The sequence below is a fragment of the Bacteroides mucinivorans genome, from assembly GCF_034654355.2.
Taxonomy (GTDB): Bacteria; Bacteroidota; Bacteroidia; order Bacteroidales; family Bacteroidaceae; genus Bacteroides; species Bacteroides nordii.
Map to the genome: position 1 here is coordinate 1,005,025 of NZ_CP178179.1, position 19,163 is coordinate 1,024,187.

The 19,163-nt window shown below is 39.1% G+C and carries 15 protein-coding genes and 1 pseudogene; all 16 read left to right on the forward strand.

Annotation, left to right across the window (positions count from 1 at the left end):
- The first annotated feature begins 21 nt into the window (after window positions 1-21).
- The 16 genes and pseudogenes from VCM39_RS03485 to VCM39_RS03560 all read left to right on the forward strand — a co-directional run bounded on the left by VCM39_RS03485 (window position 22) and on the right by VCM39_RS03560 (window position 19,155).
- Window positions 22-1,386: a right-handed parallel beta-helix repeat-containing protein gene (locus VCM39_RS03485; RefSeq protein WP_321029016.1), complete on the forward strand. Its 1,365-nt coding sequence runs from the start codon at window positions 22-24 to the stop codon at window positions 1,384-1,386.
- Window positions 1,383-2,507, forward strand: coding sequence for a polysaccharide pyruvyl transferase family protein (locus VCM39_RS03490; RefSeq protein ID WP_322933912.1), 1,125 nt, complete (start codon window positions 1,383-1,385; stop codon window positions 2,505-2,507). The genes VCM39_RS03485 and VCM39_RS03490 overlap by 4 nt, the downstream gene beginning before the upstream one ends.
- Window positions 2,508-2,583: 76 nt before the next feature.
- Window positions 2,584-3,657 (forward strand): Coenzyme F420 hydrogenase/dehydrogenase, beta subunit C-terminal domain, encoded by a 1,074-nt coding sequence (locus tag VCM39_RS03495; protein WP_413544824.1) that lies wholly within the window; start codon window positions 2,584-2,586, stop codon window positions 3,655-3,657.
- Entirely contained in the window at window positions 3,657-4,634 is a 978-nt protein-coding gene (locus VCM39_RS03500) for a glycosyltransferase family 2 protein (protein WP_321029013.1), read from the forward strand. The genes VCM39_RS03495 and VCM39_RS03500 overlap by 1 nt, the downstream gene beginning before the upstream one ends.
- A gap of 61 nt (window positions 4,635-4,695) precedes the next feature.
- On the forward strand, window positions 4,696-5,790 hold the full coding sequence (locus tag VCM39_RS03505; protein ID WP_413544840.1) for a glycosyltransferase family 4 protein: 1,095 nt from the start codon (window positions 4,696-4,698) through the stop codon (window positions 5,788-5,790).
- Between the two features lie 106 nt (window positions 5,791-5,896).
- Window positions 5,897-6,236, forward strand: a pseudogene (locus VCM39_RS03510) (aminotransferase class I/II-fold pyridoxal phosphate-dependent enzyme); the annotation flags it as partial.
- A gap of 229 nt (window positions 6,237-6,465) precedes the next feature.
- A complete protein-coding gene (locus VCM39_RS03515) occupies window positions 6,466-7,062 on the forward strand; it encodes a transcriptional regulator (protein ID WP_321029011.1) in 597 nt (198 codons plus the stop codon).
- A gap of 9 nt (window positions 7,063-7,071) precedes the next feature.
- Window positions 7,072-7,725, forward strand: a complete 654-nt coding sequence (locus VCM39_RS03520) for a sugar transferase (RefSeq protein WP_321029010.1) — start codon at window positions 7,072-7,074, stop codon at window positions 7,723-7,725.
- Between the two features lie 44 nt (window positions 7,726-7,769).
- Entirely contained in the window at window positions 7,770-9,110 is a 1,341-nt protein-coding gene (locus VCM39_RS03525; protein ID WP_322933910.1) for a DegT/DnrJ/EryC1/StrS family aminotransferase, read from the forward strand.
- Between the two features lie 181 nt (window positions 9,111-9,291).
- Window positions 9,292-9,771 carry an IS66 family transposase gene (locus VCM39_RS03530; protein WP_322933909.1) on the forward strand — a complete coding sequence of 160 codons (480 nt, stop codon included), beginning with the start codon at window positions 9,292-9,294 and terminating at the stop codon, window positions 9,769-9,771.
- Between the two features lie 102 nt (window positions 9,772-9,873).
- On the forward strand, window positions 9,874-11,814 hold the full coding sequence (locus tag VCM39_RS03535) for a polysaccharide biosynthesis protein (RefSeq protein WP_413544825.1): 1,941 nt from the start codon (window positions 9,874-9,876) through the stop codon (window positions 11,812-11,814).
- A 99-nt stretch (window positions 11,815-11,913) separates the two neighbouring features.
- Complete coding sequence (locus VCM39_RS03540; RefSeq protein ID WP_322933740.1) at window positions 11,914-12,243, forward strand: IS66 family transposase; 330 nt, start codon at window positions 11,914-11,916, stop codon at window positions 12,241-12,243.
- 368 nt (window positions 12,244-12,611) lie between these two features.
- Window positions 12,612-16,583 (forward strand): metallophosphoesterase, encoded by a 3,972-nt coding sequence (locus tag VCM39_RS03545; RefSeq protein ID WP_322933741.1) that lies wholly within the window; start codon window positions 12,612-12,614, stop codon window positions 16,581-16,583.
- 789 nt (window positions 16,584-17,372) lie between these two features.
- Window positions 17,373-17,852: an HU family DNA-binding protein gene (locus tag VCM39_RS03550; protein WP_289292929.1), complete on the forward strand. Its 480-nt coding sequence runs from the start codon at window positions 17,373-17,375 to the stop codon at window positions 17,850-17,852.
- A 10-nt stretch (window positions 17,853-17,862) separates the two neighbouring features.
- On the forward strand, window positions 17,863-18,213 hold the full coding sequence (locus VCM39_RS03555) for a hypothetical protein (RefSeq protein WP_025868321.1): 351 nt from the start codon (window positions 17,863-17,865) through the stop codon (window positions 18,211-18,213).
- A gap of 18 nt (window positions 18,214-18,231) precedes the next feature.
- Window positions 18,232-19,155: an N-acetylmuramoyl-L-alanine amidase gene (locus VCM39_RS03560; protein ID WP_322933742.1), complete on the forward strand. Its 924-nt coding sequence runs from the start codon at window positions 18,232-18,234 to the stop codon at window positions 19,153-19,155.
- Window positions 19,156-19,163: the final 8 nt, after the last annotated feature.

A 19,163-nucleotide genomic window follows, 5' to 3' on the forward strand; every position in this document is an offset into this window, starting at 1 on the left:
ACCTTCAAGCATCCAACAAGAATGCGATATTTACATTCAATTATTAGTTGCAGGGACTTGATTCCCTTGTTAGTATTTCTTTTTTCTTGTTCTGCACAAGCTAAGACGATCATTGTTAGTAATAATGCAAAACTAGAAGACCAATTTGTCTTTACCAAGAGTAAGTATGTTATTTCTGATTCTATCAATCTAAATGGGCAAATAATTGATATTCCTGTTAATTCGAGCTTGATTTTTAAAGGGAAGGGTTGCCTATTAAATGGTACAATCTCAGGTAACCTCACAGCTGTAATTGCGCAAAGGAAATGTATTTTTCAAAATATTAAAATCCAAGGTTCTTGGTGTCATAAATTTGTATATGGTGATTGGGTTGGTCTCAAAGAAAAAAACGTTGATAATCTACAAGAGTTTAGAGCACTTACTGCATTATGCAAAGGCCCAAAACTTACACATCTTTACATTGGGAGTGGTACGTTTGCTACTTCTGCGGTTGATGGATCTGCGCCGATCGTTCTTCCTTCCAACACGTATTGGCATAATGATGCTACTATCCAATTGTTACCTTGTAACTTTTCAAAATACAGCCTAGTCTTGGTTAGTAAAGTTAATAATGTCAAAATTGATGGTGGCATTTTCCTTGGTGATATTGAAGGACATAAAAGTGATATTGGCGAATGGGGACATGGTATCAAACTTGGTGGCGCTACTAATGTAACATTAAAAAATATCACTTGCTTAAAATTTTGGGGAGACGGTATTGATATAATTGAAGGAATAGATGCTAGTGGCGAGGCCACTATTAATTGTGATAAGATAGTAATTGATCATGTGAAATGTCTCTATAATAGAAGGCAAGGATTGAGTCTTGAAGCCGGCTCTAATATAAAAATACGAAATAGTGAATTTGCATATACTGGTTCTATTTCATATACCGCTCCAAGTTCGGGATTAGTTATTGAACCCTGGTGTAATAACAGAGATAAAATATGGAATGTTGTAATTGATAAATGTAATATACATGATAATAAAGGGAGTGATATTGTATGTCTTCCCAATTGGCTTAAAAAGGATAATTATTATAAACTGGTTAATAATATAGTTGTTTCCAATAGTGCTGTTGGTAGAATGCGTATTTTTAATACTAGCAGAATCACTATTCAGAAAACAAATATTTCATTTTTAAATGTGCATCATACTAAGGATATTATTGTAGAGAAGTCTCATGTTGGTAAGTTTCAAAACGATGGAGCTGTCGAGGGGTTGAAATTTTTCAATTGTTCTGGTGATGCCAAGTCAAAAAGTTTTTCCATGTTATTACCAATTTGTGGTGCTGTTTCTACAATAGTCACCTTTGGTTTTTACAGATACTATAGTCATACTGCATGAAATCAATAGGAATTATAACAATTCATAAAATAAATAATTATGGTTCAGTGCTTCAAGCATATGCACTGCAGAATGTGTGCGAGGAGATGGGGTATCATGTGGAGATCATTGATTATGATTTCCCTAATGCTTATCACCAAAATAATCCATATTCTTCAGTAAGTGATTCTCAGCCTAACGAACCCAAATGGATTAAAGTGTTTTTTGCTAAAGCATTAATGCGCCAGCACAGGGGGATTACATCATTTGTACAGAATCATCAAAACTTGTCTTCGATGGTCTTTTCTTCCCCCGAGTCATTAAAACAAAACAGTCCTTTATATGATATATATATTACAGGCAGTGATCAACTTTGGAGTCCTCGTCACTGTAATGGAGATCCTGCATTTATGCTTCATTTTGCTCCAGATAATTCCTTGAAAATATCATATGCTGCTAGTATCGGTTCTAATGAGATTCCTTCAGAACTACAGTCTCTGTATAAAGAACTTTTAAACAGGTATAAACATATATCTGTTCGTGAAAATTCAGGTGCTGCTCTCATCAACAAGTTAACAGGTAAGGATGTCACTGTAGTCTTAGATCCAACCTTACTTCTTAATAATAAAGAATGGAATCAGATAGCTGCTCCAGAACGACAGTTCAAGAAGAAATACATACTTTGCTACTTCCTCAATTATACATTCAATGCTTTTCCCTACGTGGATAAGTTAGCAGCTTATATGCAGAAACAGACAGGATATGAGATAGTGAGAGTGGCACGTCCACCTCATCATATGTTCATGCCTCACACACATTATAGAGTTGGTGCTTCTCCTGAAGAATTCCTTGCTCTGGTTCGTGATGCAGAAATGATACTCACTACCTCGTTCCATGGAACAGCCTTTGCTGTAAATTATGGCAAACCCGTGTTTACTGTTGTAAAGGATAGAAATGCCAGTGATAGTCGCCAGATGAGTTTAATGCAGAATTTGGGATTAGAGGACCAAGTACTTTCTATTGTTGACGAGTTCCCTGATAAGTCTCGTTTTACTTATAATGTGAATGATGAGCAGAAACGATTGGAGACTCTTCGCCAGAATTCCAAGCAATACCTTATTAACGCGCTAAAAGATGAGTAAGATAGAACTTTGTAAATTTGACGTTTGTACCCAATGTTATGCTTGTCAGACGACATGCCCTAAGGGATGCATTTCAATGGTTTCCGCAAAGGACGGTTTTGTAGTTCCAGAAATCGATAGAAATAACTGTGTCGAGTGTGGTGCATGTATGAAGGCATGTCATAGGATCACGCCACGGTTTACGTACCAGAAACCTATCAAGACATACGCTTGTTGGACAAAGAATTTAACAGATCGAGAGCGAAGTTCATCAGGCGGTGCCTTTTCTGTAATTGCCAGAAAGATTATTGCAGACGGAGGTGTTATCTATGGTGCAAGTATGTGCGAGGATCTTAAAGTACGTCATCTTGGAGTGGAAAAGGCTGCCGATATAGTTCTACTTCAAGGTTCGAAGTATGTTCAGTCTTATTTGGGTGATTCGTATAAGCAAATCCGAAAGGAATTGGTAAATGGCCGAAAAGTCCTCTTTTCAGGTACACCATGTCAAGTAGCAGGTTTGTACAACTTCTTACATAAAACATACGACAACCTCTATACTATTGATGTGGTTTGTCATGGAGTCCCATCTCAGAAAGCTTTCGATGCCTACATTGATAAGATAGGATTGACTGGCAAATGCAAGTATTTCAACTTCCGCTTCACTAAGGGATGGGGATTCCAACTGTCTAGTCAGTTGGAATCTCCAAAGAATGGGAATTCCCCCAAAAGACTTATTTCACCCTCAAAAGCCTACTATCTACGTGCTTTTACCAGTGGCTTAATGTTCAGCGAGACCTGTTATTCGTGTGCTTACGCTCATCCAGAGAGAGTTAGTGATATTACGTTAGCAGACTATTGGGGATTAGGTGACAAGTTTCCATTCACCCATCCAACTTATAAAGGTATTTCTTGCCTTTTAGTCAACAACGAGAAAGCTTTGGACCTGCTTAATAATTGTCCCGATCTTGAGTATGAAGAACGTCTGCTTGAGGAAGCTGTAGAGGGAAACCATAATCTCTCTCATGTATCAGGAAGACCTGTTGGAAGAGATACCTATTATAAGGATTCCTTAAATATGCCTGTTGATGCATTGAGTGCGAAGTATGGTATTCAAGCACATTTACGTGATTATTTCAGGCTTTTGAAGCAAACTATTAATTCGTTTAGATAATGAAAGTATCATATATAGTGCCTGTATATAAAGTAGAACAATATTTATCGCAATGTGTCGAAAGTGTATTGGCTCAAACATATACAGACTTTGAAATATTATTGGTGGATGATGGATCACCAGATGGTAGTCCGGTATTGTGTGATGAATGGGCGAAGAAAGATGTTCGAGTAAAAGCGCTTCATAAGCCTAATGGTGGATTGTCTGATGCTCGAAACTATGGTCTTAAGCGCGCTCAGGGTGATTATGTCGTATTTATAGATGGTGATGACTTCTGGCAGCATAAAGATGACCTTGAGAAATTAGTAAAAATGTCTAAAGGAAATCCAGAAGTGGATTTTATTGGATTTAATTGTGATTACTATTATCCGGATACCAATCGCTTTTCTCCTTGGGTGGAATATGCAGAGGTACTCTCAAAAACAACAAATAAGAACATTGCAACATGCGAGCTTGTGAAATCGGGAACTTTTCCAATGAGTGCTTGTCTGAAATTCTTAAAGAGACAGTTCTTGATGGATAATCAACTTTTCTTCGTGAAAGGACAAATAGCAGAAGATATTCCTTGGTTTATCAATGTACTAGATAAGTCAAATAAATGTATGTTTATTAATCAGTATGTTTATGCTTATCGCCAGAATGTTGCAGGATCTATTACTAATTCTGCAGGAAATAGAAGTTTTCAAAGTTTGTTGAATATTGTTGAGACCGAAACTGAAAAGTTAACCAAGAGATCGCTAACAGAGGAAGCAAAGAATGGTATCTATTCGTTTTTAGCTTATGAACTGAGCATACTCTTTGCAAACAGTAATATCAAAGACAAGGACATGGAGCGTCTAAAATCTTTGAAATGGCTTTTGAACTACGATTTGAATCCCAAAGTTCATCGGGTTAAGCTGATGAAGAATCTAATAGGTTTACCTCTTACCATTAAACTTTTGAAGTTGTACAACAAGCATAGAGCAAGTAGAAATTAGGAGTCTCGAACTAATTGATATGCAAGATAAGAAGAAAATTATTCGTGCTGCAACTGTATCGATGTCTACAATATTTTTCAAACCTATTGTTAAAGATTTGCAGACAAAAGGATATGAAGTGATTTCTTTAACTTCACCTGGTCCAGAATTAACGGAATTAGCGGAAATGGGTGTAAAGTGCATCGAAGTTCCAATGGAAAGGTACATTTCCCTCTGGAATGATTTTAAATCACTGCTTCAACTCATTAAAGTATTTCGTAAAGAGAAGCCATTTATAGTGCACTCTATGACTCCCAAAGCAGGTATGCTCTGTATGGTTGCAGCATGGATCGCACGTGTCCCAAGAAGAATTCATACATTTACAGGTTTGGTATGGCCTACCAGTGTGGGACCGAAAAGAAGAATTCTTATGGGTACGGATTGGCTTACATGTGCATGTGCGACACATGTAATACCTGAAGGTAAAGGGGTAATGGATGATTTGCAAACTTACATAACCAAGAAACCTATGAAGGTTCTTGGTTATGGTAATGTTAGGGGGGTGGATATGGAAAGATTTTCACGACGCTCAGAAGTAGTCGAGGCTGCCCTAAATATAAAAAAAGAAGGTGTGTTTACATTTGTTTTTGTCGGGCGTATAGTAGGCGATAAGGGAATTAATGAACTTGTTGAAGCTTTTATTCACTTATTAAAAGATAGTCCTAATGTTCGTTTGATATTGGTGGGTCCTTATGAAGATAACCTTGATCCTATATCGACATTGACAAAGGAACGAATTAATAATACTCCTCAGATAGAAGCAGTCGGTCCTATTTTTGATGATACTTTGTTGCTATATTATGCAGCTAGTGATTGCTTCGTATTTCCAAGCTATCGTGAAGGATTCCCTAATACAGTAATGGAGGCTGGAGCAATGGGGTTACCATCGATAGTAACAGATATTAATGGAAGTCGTGAAATTATCGAGAATGGTAAGAATGGAATAATCATACCTTCAAAGAATTCTGATGCCCTATATGAAGCAATGAAAAATATGCTTGACGATAACGAGGCTCATGCAAGGATGTCTGCTAATGCCCGTCCGATGATAGAATCTAGATTTGAGCAGGGCTTTGTGAAATCTTGCCTTCTTGATTTCTATGATGAGATAATGTAAATGATGAACACTAGTCAGAAAGTTTTTATAGTTCTAATAAAATCTGAATTACATCCTGATACTAAGATTGAGATTCCACAGGATGTTAACTGGTAGGAGGTGTACTCACTTAGAGGATATTGAGTAGAATGTTTTGCTAATTGACTCGGTATCGAAGCGTCACTCCGAATATGGAATAAGAATAGGTGCTTTGATAATAAAAAACGAAGCTGTTAAGAATGCAGTAATGAAGTTCTGTTAGGCTCGTTTAAGTTCACCATTAATTGGTCAAATTATTGCAGAGGAATCAATTGAGGTCACGTGAGGTTTATGATGAGTACACTGAAAGAAGAAAGACATTAATTGATGGTATAAACAGGATTCCTGGAGGCTACACCCCAATTTCAATGGGAGCATTTTATACGGTAGCAAAATTACCCCTTGATGACGCTGAGAAATTTTGTGTTTGATGCTTAAAGGAATTTGTATATCAAGACGAATGCACTCCTGTTTCTACAAAAACTGGATTGGATCCAGAAATACACTGCATTAGTGAAAGCGTTATGATGGCACTGGCTGTAGGTTTCTATTCCAATCCTCAATTAGATAGATTAGCTTATATCTTATGCAAACATGATCTTAAGCGTGTATTACATTTACTAGAGAAAGCACTTGAAGAATATAATAGAAGATAATATGTTATACAGAATAGCACATTTTTTACGTGATAAGATGCCATGGTTGTGGGATCTTGTTGATATATTGAATTCAATTTTATTCTCGTTAAGATTTAAAGGTAACTTGAAGGCGTTGGAGAGTGTTGTTCATTCTACGTACGAGAAAGAGAGTAGAATGAAGATAGTACCAATGGCAAACATTCCGACTGAGAATCTAGTTCAGTTCTTTGCAAAGCAACCAAAGGAAGCATATACATTTTTCAAACCACATAGTTTTGATTCAAAGAGTATCAAGAAACTTCAGAAGAATAAATCCTTCTTGGCATACATTTTCTTGGACGGAGAGACTGTAGCAGCATATTGCTTCATCCGCAGTTTCTTCCATGGAAAGGGATTCCGTGGTAGAATGGTAGATATTGCCCATCGAGGAAGTGGCCTTGGCACCCTCATGAATAAGATGATGAACGATATTGGTTTTGGCATTGGTTTGAGATTATTTGAGACTGTATCCAAAGATAATGTTGCATCATATCGTTCTGCTCTTTCTGCCAGCAATGTGAAGGTGGTGAAAAAGATGGATCACAATGAATTGTATTTGGAAATATTGCCAGAATAATAGTTTGTTATGATATTAAAATGGTTATTCGACCGACTGGTCGCTTTTATTGGTCTATTCTTCCTCTGGCCACTATTACTAATTGTTGCCATCATGGTTAAGGTGAAGATGCCTGGTGGTCCTGTATTCTTTGTTCAGAAACGTGTGGGAAAAGGTGGTAAGTTATTTAACTGCCATAAGTTTCGCTCCATGACAGTGAAGCATAATGGTAGTTCTGTGTCAGTCGCTGGTGATAGTCGTATCACTCCATTCGGTGCTACACTACGCCACTATAAGTTAGATGAGCTACCAGGATTATGGGATGTTCTTATAGGTAACATGTCCTTTGTAGGTCCTCGTCCTGATGTTCCAGGTTATGCAGATAAGCTTGAAGGTGATGATTGTGATGTATTGAAACTTCGTCCTGGAATAACTGGTCCAGCTACATTAAAGTATCGTCTTGAGGATGAGATGATTTCCGAATATGTGGCGAAGAAACAGGCAGAAGGTGATAAACGTGAAGCTCAAGAGATAGCTATCGAGTACAATGATAATGTTCTGTATAAGGACAAAGTACGTTTGAATTGCTATTATTATCATCACTATTCATTCATCAAAGACATACAGATGATTCTTTGTACAGTTTTGGGCAAGAATATGATGTACGCTGGAGAGAAGATTTAATATAGGTTAGATCGTTAAAGATATTTAATATGAGGATGTTTTCAATGGAAGAAAGAAAAACAATTTATCTCTGTCTTGCTCACATGAGTGAGGAGGGATGGGAACAAAAGTATGTAAAGGAGGCTTTTGATACCAATTGGGTTGTTCCAATGGGTCCTAATGTCAATGCGTTTGAAAAAGACTTGTGTAGGTTCGTTACAAGTAATGCAGAGAGTGCTGTTTATGGAGGCTCTCGTTGGCCTGAAGCAAATCCTGCTTCTTGGCATTTAAACCCGAAATTGAAAGACACAGCAGTTGTATGTCTTAGCGCAGGTACAGGTGCTGTTCACTTGGCACTGATTGCAGTAGGGGTTCAGGCTGGTGACGAAGTTTGTGTACAAAGCTTCACATTCTGTGCTTCTTCACACCCTATCACATATCTGGGTGCAAGGCCAGTTTTCATTGGTTCTGAGAAGGATACATGGAATATGGATCCAAAACTTCTTGAGAAGGCTATCATTGACCGTAAAGAAAAGACGGGTAAGTACCCTAAGGCAATTATCCCTGTTGCTCTCTATGGTATGCCTTACCAAATTGACAAGATTTTGGCTATCGCAGATAAGTATGATATTCCTGTTATTGAGGATGCTGCTGAGGGTATGGGTTCACGTTTCAATGGTCAGGTGCTTGGTACTTTTGGTAAGTATGGTGTACTCTCATTCAACGGTAATAAGATGATCACCACTTCTGGTGGTGGTGCTTTGATTTGCCGCAATACAGAAGATGCTAACACTATCATGTGGTATGCAACCCAAGCTCGTGATGCATATCCATACTATCAGCACACAGCCATCGGTTTCAACTACCGTATGAGTAATGTATGCGCTGGTATCGGACGTGGTCAGATGACAGTTCTCGATCAGCACATCGCTCACCACAAGCATGTTCAAGCTCTCTATGAGGACTTGATAAAGGATATCCCAGGTGTAAAGATCAACAGGCAGCCAAATGATCCTAAGTATGATTCTAACTACTGGCTCTGCACGATGGTACTCGATCCGGAGGTGAAGGTTGTTGGTCAGGAGAACGCTTATAAGGAGGTTATCAAGACCGCAGTCGGTGGTGCTGCTGGTGTCATCCATGCTGTAGATTCACCAACAACCGATTGTCAACCAAACGATAACGTCGAGGCTATGCGTGTATTCATGCTCAGCAAGAAGGTTGAGTGTCGTCCAGTATGGAAACCAATGCACAAGCAGCCAGTATATGCAGATGCTCCTGTATATACCAATGGTATAGAGGAAGAACTCTTTAAAGTCGGTTTCTGTCTGCCAACAGGTCCGTATGTGACGGACGATGATGTGAGGTACATCGTGGAGAGCATCAAGGAGGCGATTGTACGATAATAAATATAGTGATGGGCGATTGATGATGATTAATGTAAAACATCACCATCATTAAAAAGATACACTTCGAAGAAATGGAGCTGTTGTTTCTCACTAAAGAGACAAATGTCATTAAATTATCAAATGGTAACAATATATACAAATTTTCAAAGATGATCTTTTTAAGGTTTTAATCCTGCCGATGGGTATAAAAATAAGCCGAATATGGAAAGGCAAGTTAAGTTCCGGACAGATTAAGGCTTGCCGTCAGAATCTTAAGACCAAAGAGATAATTATAAAAATACGAAGCAAGTTGGATGCAATGTTGTCCGATGTACATCCACCAAGAGGTGACTTGATGGAGAAGGCTCTGAATCACCTGAATACCTTCTGGACCCAACTCTTTGCTTACATCAAAGATGGTTGTTATACGATCGACAACTCCATTGCCGAACGATTCATACGCCCCCTGTCGGGTGGGCGTAAGAACTCCTTGTTCTTTGGCAGCGGCAAGATGGTGAGAGTATCGGCAGCCTACCATACGATCATATCTACTTGCAAGATGCAGGGTGTTTCTGTATTGCAATACTTTAAAATATTTTTCCAAGTAATAGTTCACGGACGTAGAGATTATGAGAATCTTCTTCCAATGACTATTGGATTGGGTAATGATAAACTTTAAAAACCAACTCCTTTTTTGAATTTATTTAATGGACAACTGACTTCTGGCAGCTTTCCTTATGGGATACGTCAAAATTGGACGCTAACATTAAAAAAAAATATTGTGAAAAGTATTATTTTTAAGATTTTTGACAATCTATCTGTAAAGAAGAGATTTGTAAATTATCGGGCTGTTTTGTTTACCGATACGGTGTTGTCTGTCGCAGGCACATGTATCACTTTGCTTTTTGTTAATAGTTTTATCACTAATATTGAAAAAGACGTTATTATAACCATCTCGGTTTGTTCGGGTATCATCAGTTTTCTTATTTTTCATTTTCTGAGAGTCAGCAGAAACATTATACGTCATGCATCGATAAAGAGTGTTGGTAAAATTGAGACAGCCATCCTGCTGAAAGAATTATCGTTGTTGATTGTTGCCATTCTGACTGGTTCATGGTTACCGGAGAAGTATCTGTATGTATGCTGTTTTATCGATTTGTTGACAACTACAGGGATCTTAGTGGGTGCCCGCGTAGTGCTTATCTTGATCTATGATATTGCTGTGTTGCAGTTTACTTCCAGAAAAGCAAGAGTGTTGGTATATGGTACCGGTGATAAAAGCGTTGCGCTCAAGAAACGGATGTACACGAGTAAGCATTTTCATGTAGTCGGTTTTGTGAATCCGGATAAAAATCTCAAATCCTACTCTTTGTCAGAGTCACCGGTCTATTATTTTGCAGATGAATCCAACTTTGTATGCTTTGTAGAAAAGTACAATATTAATGGCATTATTTTTCCTTCGTATGAAGAGGCTCAGAAGGAACAGGGGCATCTGGTGAAATTCTGTCAGAATAATAATGTGAAAAACTATGTTTCTCCGCCTATCGATGTTTTGGGGGATGGTTTGAAGAAAACTGTCATCAGAGAAATCCGGATAGAGGATTTATTGGGGCGTGATGAGATAGAGATCAACATGCTGGAAATTATTAAGAATTTTACGGGTAAAACAATTCTGGTGACAGGAGCTGCCGGTAGTATCGGTAGTGAATTATGCCGCCAGTTGGCTACCTTCGGGATTAAGCAATTGGTTCTTTTTGATAATGCTGAAACTCCCATGCACGAACTCCGTATGGAATTAGAACGCTTTTTCCCCGATCTTACATTTGTTCCTTTCATAGGTGATGTCCGCCAGAAAGAACGCCTTCAGATGGCTTTTGAGAGGTTTCATCCACAGGTCGTATTTCATGCGGCCGCCTACAAACATGTTCCTTTGATGGAAGAGAATCCATGTGAGGCGGTCCGGGTCAATGTGGTTGGTTCCCGTCTAGTTGCCGACTTCTGTGTACAATATTGCGTTGAGAAGATGGTGATGATTTCCACCGATAAGGCCGTTAATCCGACGAATGTGATGGGAGCTTCCAAACGCTTGGCTGAGATTTATGTACAAAGTCTGGGTCTTGCTATGGAACATGGGCAGGTGAAAGGAAAAACGAAGTTTGTGACTACCCGGTTTGGCAATGTACTTGGCAGTAATGGCAGTGTGATTCCATATTTCAGAAAACAGATACAGGAAGGCGGCCCCGTGACCGTCACCGATCCCGGGATTACCCGTTTCTTTATGACTATTCCCGAGGCCTGCCGTTTGGTGATGGAGGCAGCCACAATGAGTACCGGTAATCAGATATTTGTTTTCGATATGGGTGAACCTGTGAAGATTGTAGACTTGGCCGAGAAAATGATCCGCCTTGCAGGATACATTCCGGGTGAAGATATTAAAATAAAGTTTACCGGTTTGCGTCCCGGTGAAAAGCTTTATGAAGAGGTCTTGAGTAATGAGGAGAATACGATTCCGACGGATCATTATAAAATACGTATAGCCAAAGTGAGGGAATACAAACGGGATGAGATACTTGCCTCTTATGATAAACTGGCGGAGTTGGCACTCTCGGTGAAGATTGAAGATACGGTGAGACTGATGAAACAGGTGGTACCTGAGTTTAAGTCGAATAATTCTGTGTATGAGAAACTGGATAGAGAAAATGCGGAGGTTTATCTGAATTGATTTGTAGACGTCCAATTAATTACGTGTTGTATGGCTCATATGAGGGATCGCTTTCAAAAAGCCTTATTGCAGGGCAAGGATGAAAAGGCTCGGTCTTTTATGGGATGGGTCGGTCAGCTGTATGATTTAGAACGTGATTATAGTAATGTTTATCTTCCCCCTAATGAAATCAAGCGACGAAGGAACGGTAACTACCGAAATTATAGGTTTCATTTGGTTGGAGTTGACCCGTTTACTTGCCGCCCCTTCGCCCAAAGGCGAACTGCTAACATTGATAATTCTATCGCTGAACGTTCCATTCGTCCTTTGACGATTGAATGCAAGAATAAAATGACTTTTGGCAACCATAAGGGGGCTGAGGCTTCGACGGTCTATCATACTTTTGTGTCACCTGCAAAATGGGCGCACTGTCCTTCAGACAATTCTTGAAGAATTATTTAACAGCTTTTTAAAATACAAATATCCAGAAGAATATGATCTGCTGTATAAACATGTGTATTCAAAATATTAGTCAATGTGGTTTTCACACCTATTAATTTAATCTTTGAAGGAGAGCGATAGTGAAATATGGGATTCAGTAGTACCAGTGGAAAATAAGCCATTTCTTGCATACTTTTATCTAAAATGGGTCAATGATATGCAGGGGCCTTATTTCTTTCCTACTGTTAGGTAATTTTTCTGCAAAAATCATTCGTCATATAATAAATCTCCGTAACTTTAGCCTCTGCGGACATAGTGGTAATCGTTTAAATGTTATAATTTAGCACGATGCTTAATAAAAATAATAAATACGAATAATGATCCGTTGGTTACATATATCAGACTTACATTTGAATAACCGGAATTTTTCTTCTGGTAGGCTTCGTGACGAACTCCCGTCTTTCCTAAGGCAAGAGGGTTTGAAGTGTGACTATGTGTTCTGTACCGGGGATATAAGGTCGGCAAATGTTACGCCCAACGACTTTACGGATGAGATGGCAGATTATCTGAATGATATCTGTAATGCAGTAGATGTATCAAAGGATCGGTTGTATATTGTTCCCGGCAATCATGATGTGGATATTTTTGTTGGTGGAAGAGAGGAGGCAATTCAACGTCTGCTTCCCTATGGTGGCTATTATAAACCAAAGTATGGACACATAGATACTGAGGACTTGGCTTCTATTATGTGTGGCAGAGAAAAATTTGTTGAATTTTTGTCTAAGCTTTACTCCGATGACAGGCTAAATAATTATACAAATGCAGATGTCCCTCATTTCAATATTGAGACACCGGATTTCAATATTCTACATGTTGACTCTACGCTTGCTTATTCCAAAAGTGGGAAAGCGACTGATTTATTGGTTGGATTAGAATCTTTATATTCTGTTATCCGTAATCTGAACAAGCAGAAACCAACTATCTTGCTTACCCATTATTCTATTACGTCTTTGCTTCAGGATGAAAAGAAGTTTCTCTCAGATGTGTTGCAGAAAAATGGTGTGAGACTCTGGTTGGCCGGGCATGAACACGATCATAATTTGCAACGACTAAAGTATCTTGATTCTCTTCAGGCAGGAGAATTGTTTGTTGAGAATGATGCAAACGCAACGATATTAATTGGAGAGTATGACCCTTTAACTTATGATTGTCGCGTTTATGCTTATACATGGTTTCCTGAAGGATGGGCCAAGTATCCCATCATCGATTTAGATGGTGAACGTCTTGATACTTATAGGTTTCAGATGAAACCTGTTGGAGATGGTGGTGTATCAAGGGAACTGGCAGTAGCAAGACAGGCAAATGAACGGTTTGCTCATCGTTTGCCGGATAATTTAGAGCGTGATCTTGTTCCGAAGATTCATTTGAATTGTAACGATTATACCTTAGGAGAGCTTCTTGATGCGTCATGGAATACAAATATTCCTCATATTGTCCTCCTCGCTGATGGTGGCATGGGAAAGACGACGATGTTATTGGATTTCTGTAAGTCTGCAGATTATCCTGTGCTGTATATCTCGGTTGAGCAATTAGCGAGTTTGGGCATGGGAATTGTTCAATATTGTGCAAGGTGTCTGTATGAAGGGGATATGGCATTGTTGGACAAGTGTTTAACTGCGAAGCATCGCGTACCTACTCTTACAATATTTGTGGATGGTTTGAATGAGGTGGATGGTACATTGGAACAGGCTTTTGTAAAGGAGATACAGCAATTAAGTTTTCTAAATGGAATTCAAATTCTAATATCTTCCAGATCTGATTTTACTATACGATATAATTTACCATCTTTTCAAAAAGCGGTTTTATGCGAACTGAGTGAGAAAAATATTAAAGGCCTCTTTTCGGATGACGAATGGAGGAATATAGAGCAGTCGCAAGTTTTGATGCGTTTGCTTTGTAACCCCATGATGGTAACCATCTATAAGGAAATCTGTTCGGTCGTAAATGATTATAGGAATGTTCCTTTCTTGGATTGGATATTCCCTATAACTTGTGAGGCCGACCTTTTTCATAATTACTATGTGGCTCAGCAGGCATTATTGATGCGACGAGAGCAGGTAGATGGTAAAAAGGTACTTTTGTCACAAGTCTGTTTGGATGAAGTCCTTCCGAATATTGCTTATGCTTATGAATCGTCTTTCAGGATAAATATGGAAGATAATAAGTTTAGGCAAATCTTGAAAGATGTGTTGACTGATGTTGTGATAGATGAGGATAAGGCTAATTCAATACGTGAATTTTATCGAGATTCTTCTGCTTTGACTTTAGACTCATTCTTGGTGACAGATTTCCTCGCCAATGAAATGAGATTTCTATACAAGGAAAATGGGTTGACTGCGTTTCCTCACCAAATGTATCGTGATTATCTTTCAGCAAAGTATATCATTTGTCGCTCAAACAATGACCGGGATATTCTTTCGTTATGGAATTCGCGTGAACTCCCAATTGCCATTATGTCTTACATAAGGCAGATGGGTGGATTATATTGGAGGGGGATTGCCCAAAAGATAAGGCATGCAGCTATTGGAAAGTTGGAGTTGAAGGTTTTGGCGCAGAACCTATTAGATACATTCCCTTCGACAGAAGAGGATAATGTTGCCGATTATTCCGAAATGGATTTGAGAGGAGTTACTTTGCCCAATAACATCGCAATGCCAACGCCTGTTTCGTTGAATGATTCCACTATAGACAAAGTGTCTTTGGGTATAAGCTTGGGTACACCGGTCTGTCATATGAATCTATGTCTGTCACTTGGCAAGGACTATTTGGCAACATGGGCAGATTATAAGATTTACATATTTTCCCTCTTAAATTCTTCTGAACCATTTGTCTTTGATTTCGAAAAGAAGGTGGCCAAGATGTTATTTTTAGATGATCGTCTTTTTGTCCTCTCGGGTAATCTTTCCGTCTTCTCTTACAAAGATGGATGGCACTATTCCGGAGCAATCGGCAAAGATGGAGGTATCTGTAGCAAGCTAAAGTTGATTATTGTTGCTGAAGGTAGACTGCATTTGTATTATCCGAACCGTGAAGTAGTTTACGATTTGGTATCCTTAGAGTGCATTGCTATCAATCAGGGGAAGGATATCTATTTACAACCGGTGGACGGTATAGATATTACATCTATTTCAAGATTTAAGAAGAATGAGTGCGATGGCAGCTTTGGTGAGATTGATAGAACGGGAGACGATAATCTGCATGTTGTATCCTATGCGGATGGTCGATTGGTGCTTGAACATGAAAAGTCTGTGGTGGGTATTCTTTCACGCGGAAAGCCGAAGCTAATGGATGCTGCTATTTCCGGAGACGGAAGTCGGGCCGTAACCATGAGCTATGAAGCATTTGATGGTCGCAGACGTGTACAATTATGGAATTTGGATGAGGGAGTGAAGGTAGCTGAGTTATCCTGCCCGAGTTCGGTGGAAAGCATACATTTGTCGGAGAGAGGAGATTGGATGTTGGGAAGGCAGCTACACTCTACATGGGTATATGACGTGAAATCATATACAGAGCGAATTTTTAATGAACATTTTCTTCAAAGTCACCGGGGTAAGATTCTCTGCAAAGAAGATTGTGTAATAAGGAAAAAAGAATCCAGACGGGTATGTCTATATAATCTTCGTACCGGTAAGGAATCTAATTTAGATAGTCCTATTCCTAATCCAAGTCTTATTTGTTTCTTGCGAGATGGTTCTGTTGCTGCTGTTAATGGCTCTGGCAGAACGGCTAAATTGAGAAGCTTTAGAGATGGTTCTATATTAATGTTTAATGGAGACGGTGCTTCTATCAATTCCATAAGTTCCTTTAAAGAACAACCTTTTATAGCGGTAGCATTGGAGGATGGCAGATTAGATATTTATCATACAGGGAATGGAGCTGTTTTGCGGCATTTAGATTTGCCTGCTTCAAATTCGATGATGGTGGTTCATCCTCAAAAGACAATCATTGCAGAGTCAGATGGTCGAAGAGTTTTAAGGACTCACTATTTTTTTGAAATAGAACAGAATGGGCAGAAAAGGGGGTGGTGGAAAAAGCATCCGTATAATGGAAGCCATCGTGTAATTGATGGCGATATTTTAGACATCGGATTCAATATACAGAATGATCAGCTCGTTGCTGTTTTGTCGAATGGTCGTTTACTTTTCTGTTCTGACGATTGGACGGATTTTCGTTATTCCTTTAATATTATTACCGCTTTTGATGTGTCAGCTTATAATTTCTCTTACGTAAAGTGTTCTGAAGAATTAAAAGATACACTTCGGAGAAATGGAGCTTTTGTTTCTCACTAAAAAGACAAATGTTATTAAGTTACCAAATAGTAACAATATACACAACTTTCTAAATATGATCTTTTTAAAGTTTTAATTCTCTGATAGGTATAAAAATAAGCTTTTGATGAAGACTTTTTTGAGCTTGTTAAAGGGACTTTTCTTGTTCTTTTGTATTCCCTATTTTGTCTGGAAACAGAAGACGACTGCATAACCCCAAACATTGGATTCGTTCAATGCTTTCTTCCTTACTCTAAAGATTAAAAGAGTGTAAGGAATGCCGGATTATTCTGATGTGAATCATGATAATCCTGCTTAATATTATTGTTTGTTTGTGTAGCCCTCCTTTTTAAATCAGGCGTGGTTTATTTATAAGGAGGGCTTTTATTTAGAATTCAATGCGTCCTTTTTAAATATGATGCTACATTCTTTTCATCTCAAATGTAGCTATCAATAGCCAGATTTCTCTGTTTTACGGAGAAGTTTGGCTATCTTTATTTTGTGATATTGAAACTCACACTAAATATAAAGAAAGGCCGGAGTTGTAAATGTGCAATTCCGGCTTTTGGGGGTATTCTGGTTTTTAATGTAGTTTTAGATTATACTGACTTGCCGGGAAATAGAAATAACTCTTTTATTACCTTCCCTCTCTCCCTTTCTTGTCCTGTAATTGTCTCTTTTTATATACTAAATCGTATTAATAGGATGCTGTAACCTGTCTTTTTGTCTCTGAGGTGAATGTCGCATCTTTGCAATGTTAACGTTAGCGAAGTAATAACATTGAGTATTTATTTTAAAAAAAAGAAGATTATGGCAATTAGATTTAAAAGAATTTTACGTTTGAGTGATCCGACAGACAAAAGTTCAGTTAAAAGAACGTATCCTATTATTTCTTATAAGTATGACACCGCGGCAACACTAAAAGAGGTGGCGCAGGAAATCAGTGGAAATTCGGGTGTGAGTGAAGGTGAGACAATCAGTGTACTGAAAGATTTTCGGACACTGCTGCGTAAAACTCTTCTGGGTGGACGTTCGGTTAATATTGATGGGATAGGTTACTTTTACCTGTCGGCACAAAGTAAAGGAGCCGATAAACCGGAAGATTTTTCGGCAAGTGACATTACAGGATTGCGTATCTGTTTTCGTGCGAATAAGGATATACGTATTAATGCGGGAGCATCCTCTACCCGTACCGATGGATTGACGTTTAAAGACCTGGACAGAATCAATGATGAAGGCTCCGGTACTCCTTCCGGAGGAGAAGGGGAAGGAGAGGATCCTTCTGTATAACGTAAGTTAGGTGTCGTTGACAACAATTATGGCCTTCATCACTGCCATTGGCGGGCTGGAGGCCATTAAATGGCTCGTGCGATTGGTTACTTACCGAAAAATGGATGCCCGGAAGGAGGAGGCATCAGTGAGTTGTATAGAGGAGGAGAATCGCAGAAAGAAGGTGGATTGGCTTGAAGAGCGCCTGGAACAGCGCGATGGGAAGATTGACGGACTTTATGCTGAACTACGGAAGGAGCAGGAAGATAAAATGGGGTGGATGATCCGTTGCCATGAAGTAGAACTGGCACAGAAGGAGTCGGAAATAAAGAAATGTGAGATAAGAGGGTGTGGAAAACGTATTCCTCCGTCGGATTATTAATCTTAAAAAATGAGTATTATGAGGAGAATCGATTCGATTATAATTCATTGTTCGGCTACGCAGGCGGGAATGGATTTCAGCGCTAAAGATATAGATCGTTGGCATCGTGCCCAGGGGATGAACGAAATAGGATATCACTATGTGGTACGGTTGGATGGAAGTGTGGAATCCGGGAGAGAGATTACGCGGATGGGGGCTCATTGTATAGGATGGAATGAGCGGAGTATTGGTATCTGCTACATTGGTGGGTTGGATGCCGGGGGACATCCGGCTGATACACGAACCAGGGCGCAGAAAGAAACGTTGAAACGGCTTATCGAGGAACTGAAACAACGCTATGGGATAGTGACGGTGATGGGGCATCGGGATACTTCGCCGGACCTGAATGGAGATGGGAGGATAGAACCGGGTGAATTTATAAAGGTATGCCCTTGTTTTGATGTTAAGAAATGGTTGTTGATAGGGGTGATTTTGCCTTTTTTGTCGGCATGTGGCAGTTCTCATTTCCGGATAGAACGGAACGTGGAAATAGACTCTGTTACTGCAAAAGGGCATTATGAAAGAGTGGATAACGTACGAAAAACGGAATGGAAAAATAACAGGCAGACTGATGAACATATAGAAGAAACTGTCTTCTCTTGGAAAGAGGATACCATAGGAGTAGGTCATGAGAATGGAAAAGCAGTACAAAGGAAGTCTTTTTCCGTTACTAAAAAGGTGATTGATAGAGGAAGGACGCAATTGCAGAAAGGATGTGCGGAACACTCTTTTGTAAAAGCCGATTCTTCTTTTGCGGTTGGTAAATCGTTGATAAAAGTGGATGAACGGGAGAAAAAACAGAGGAGACAGATAGGAGGGGTATGGGCATTTGTAGCGATAGCCGGATTTCTGGTGATATGTATCTTATTTTTTAGAAAGTTTTTTGTTGTTGATAATCAGTAACTTCGTTT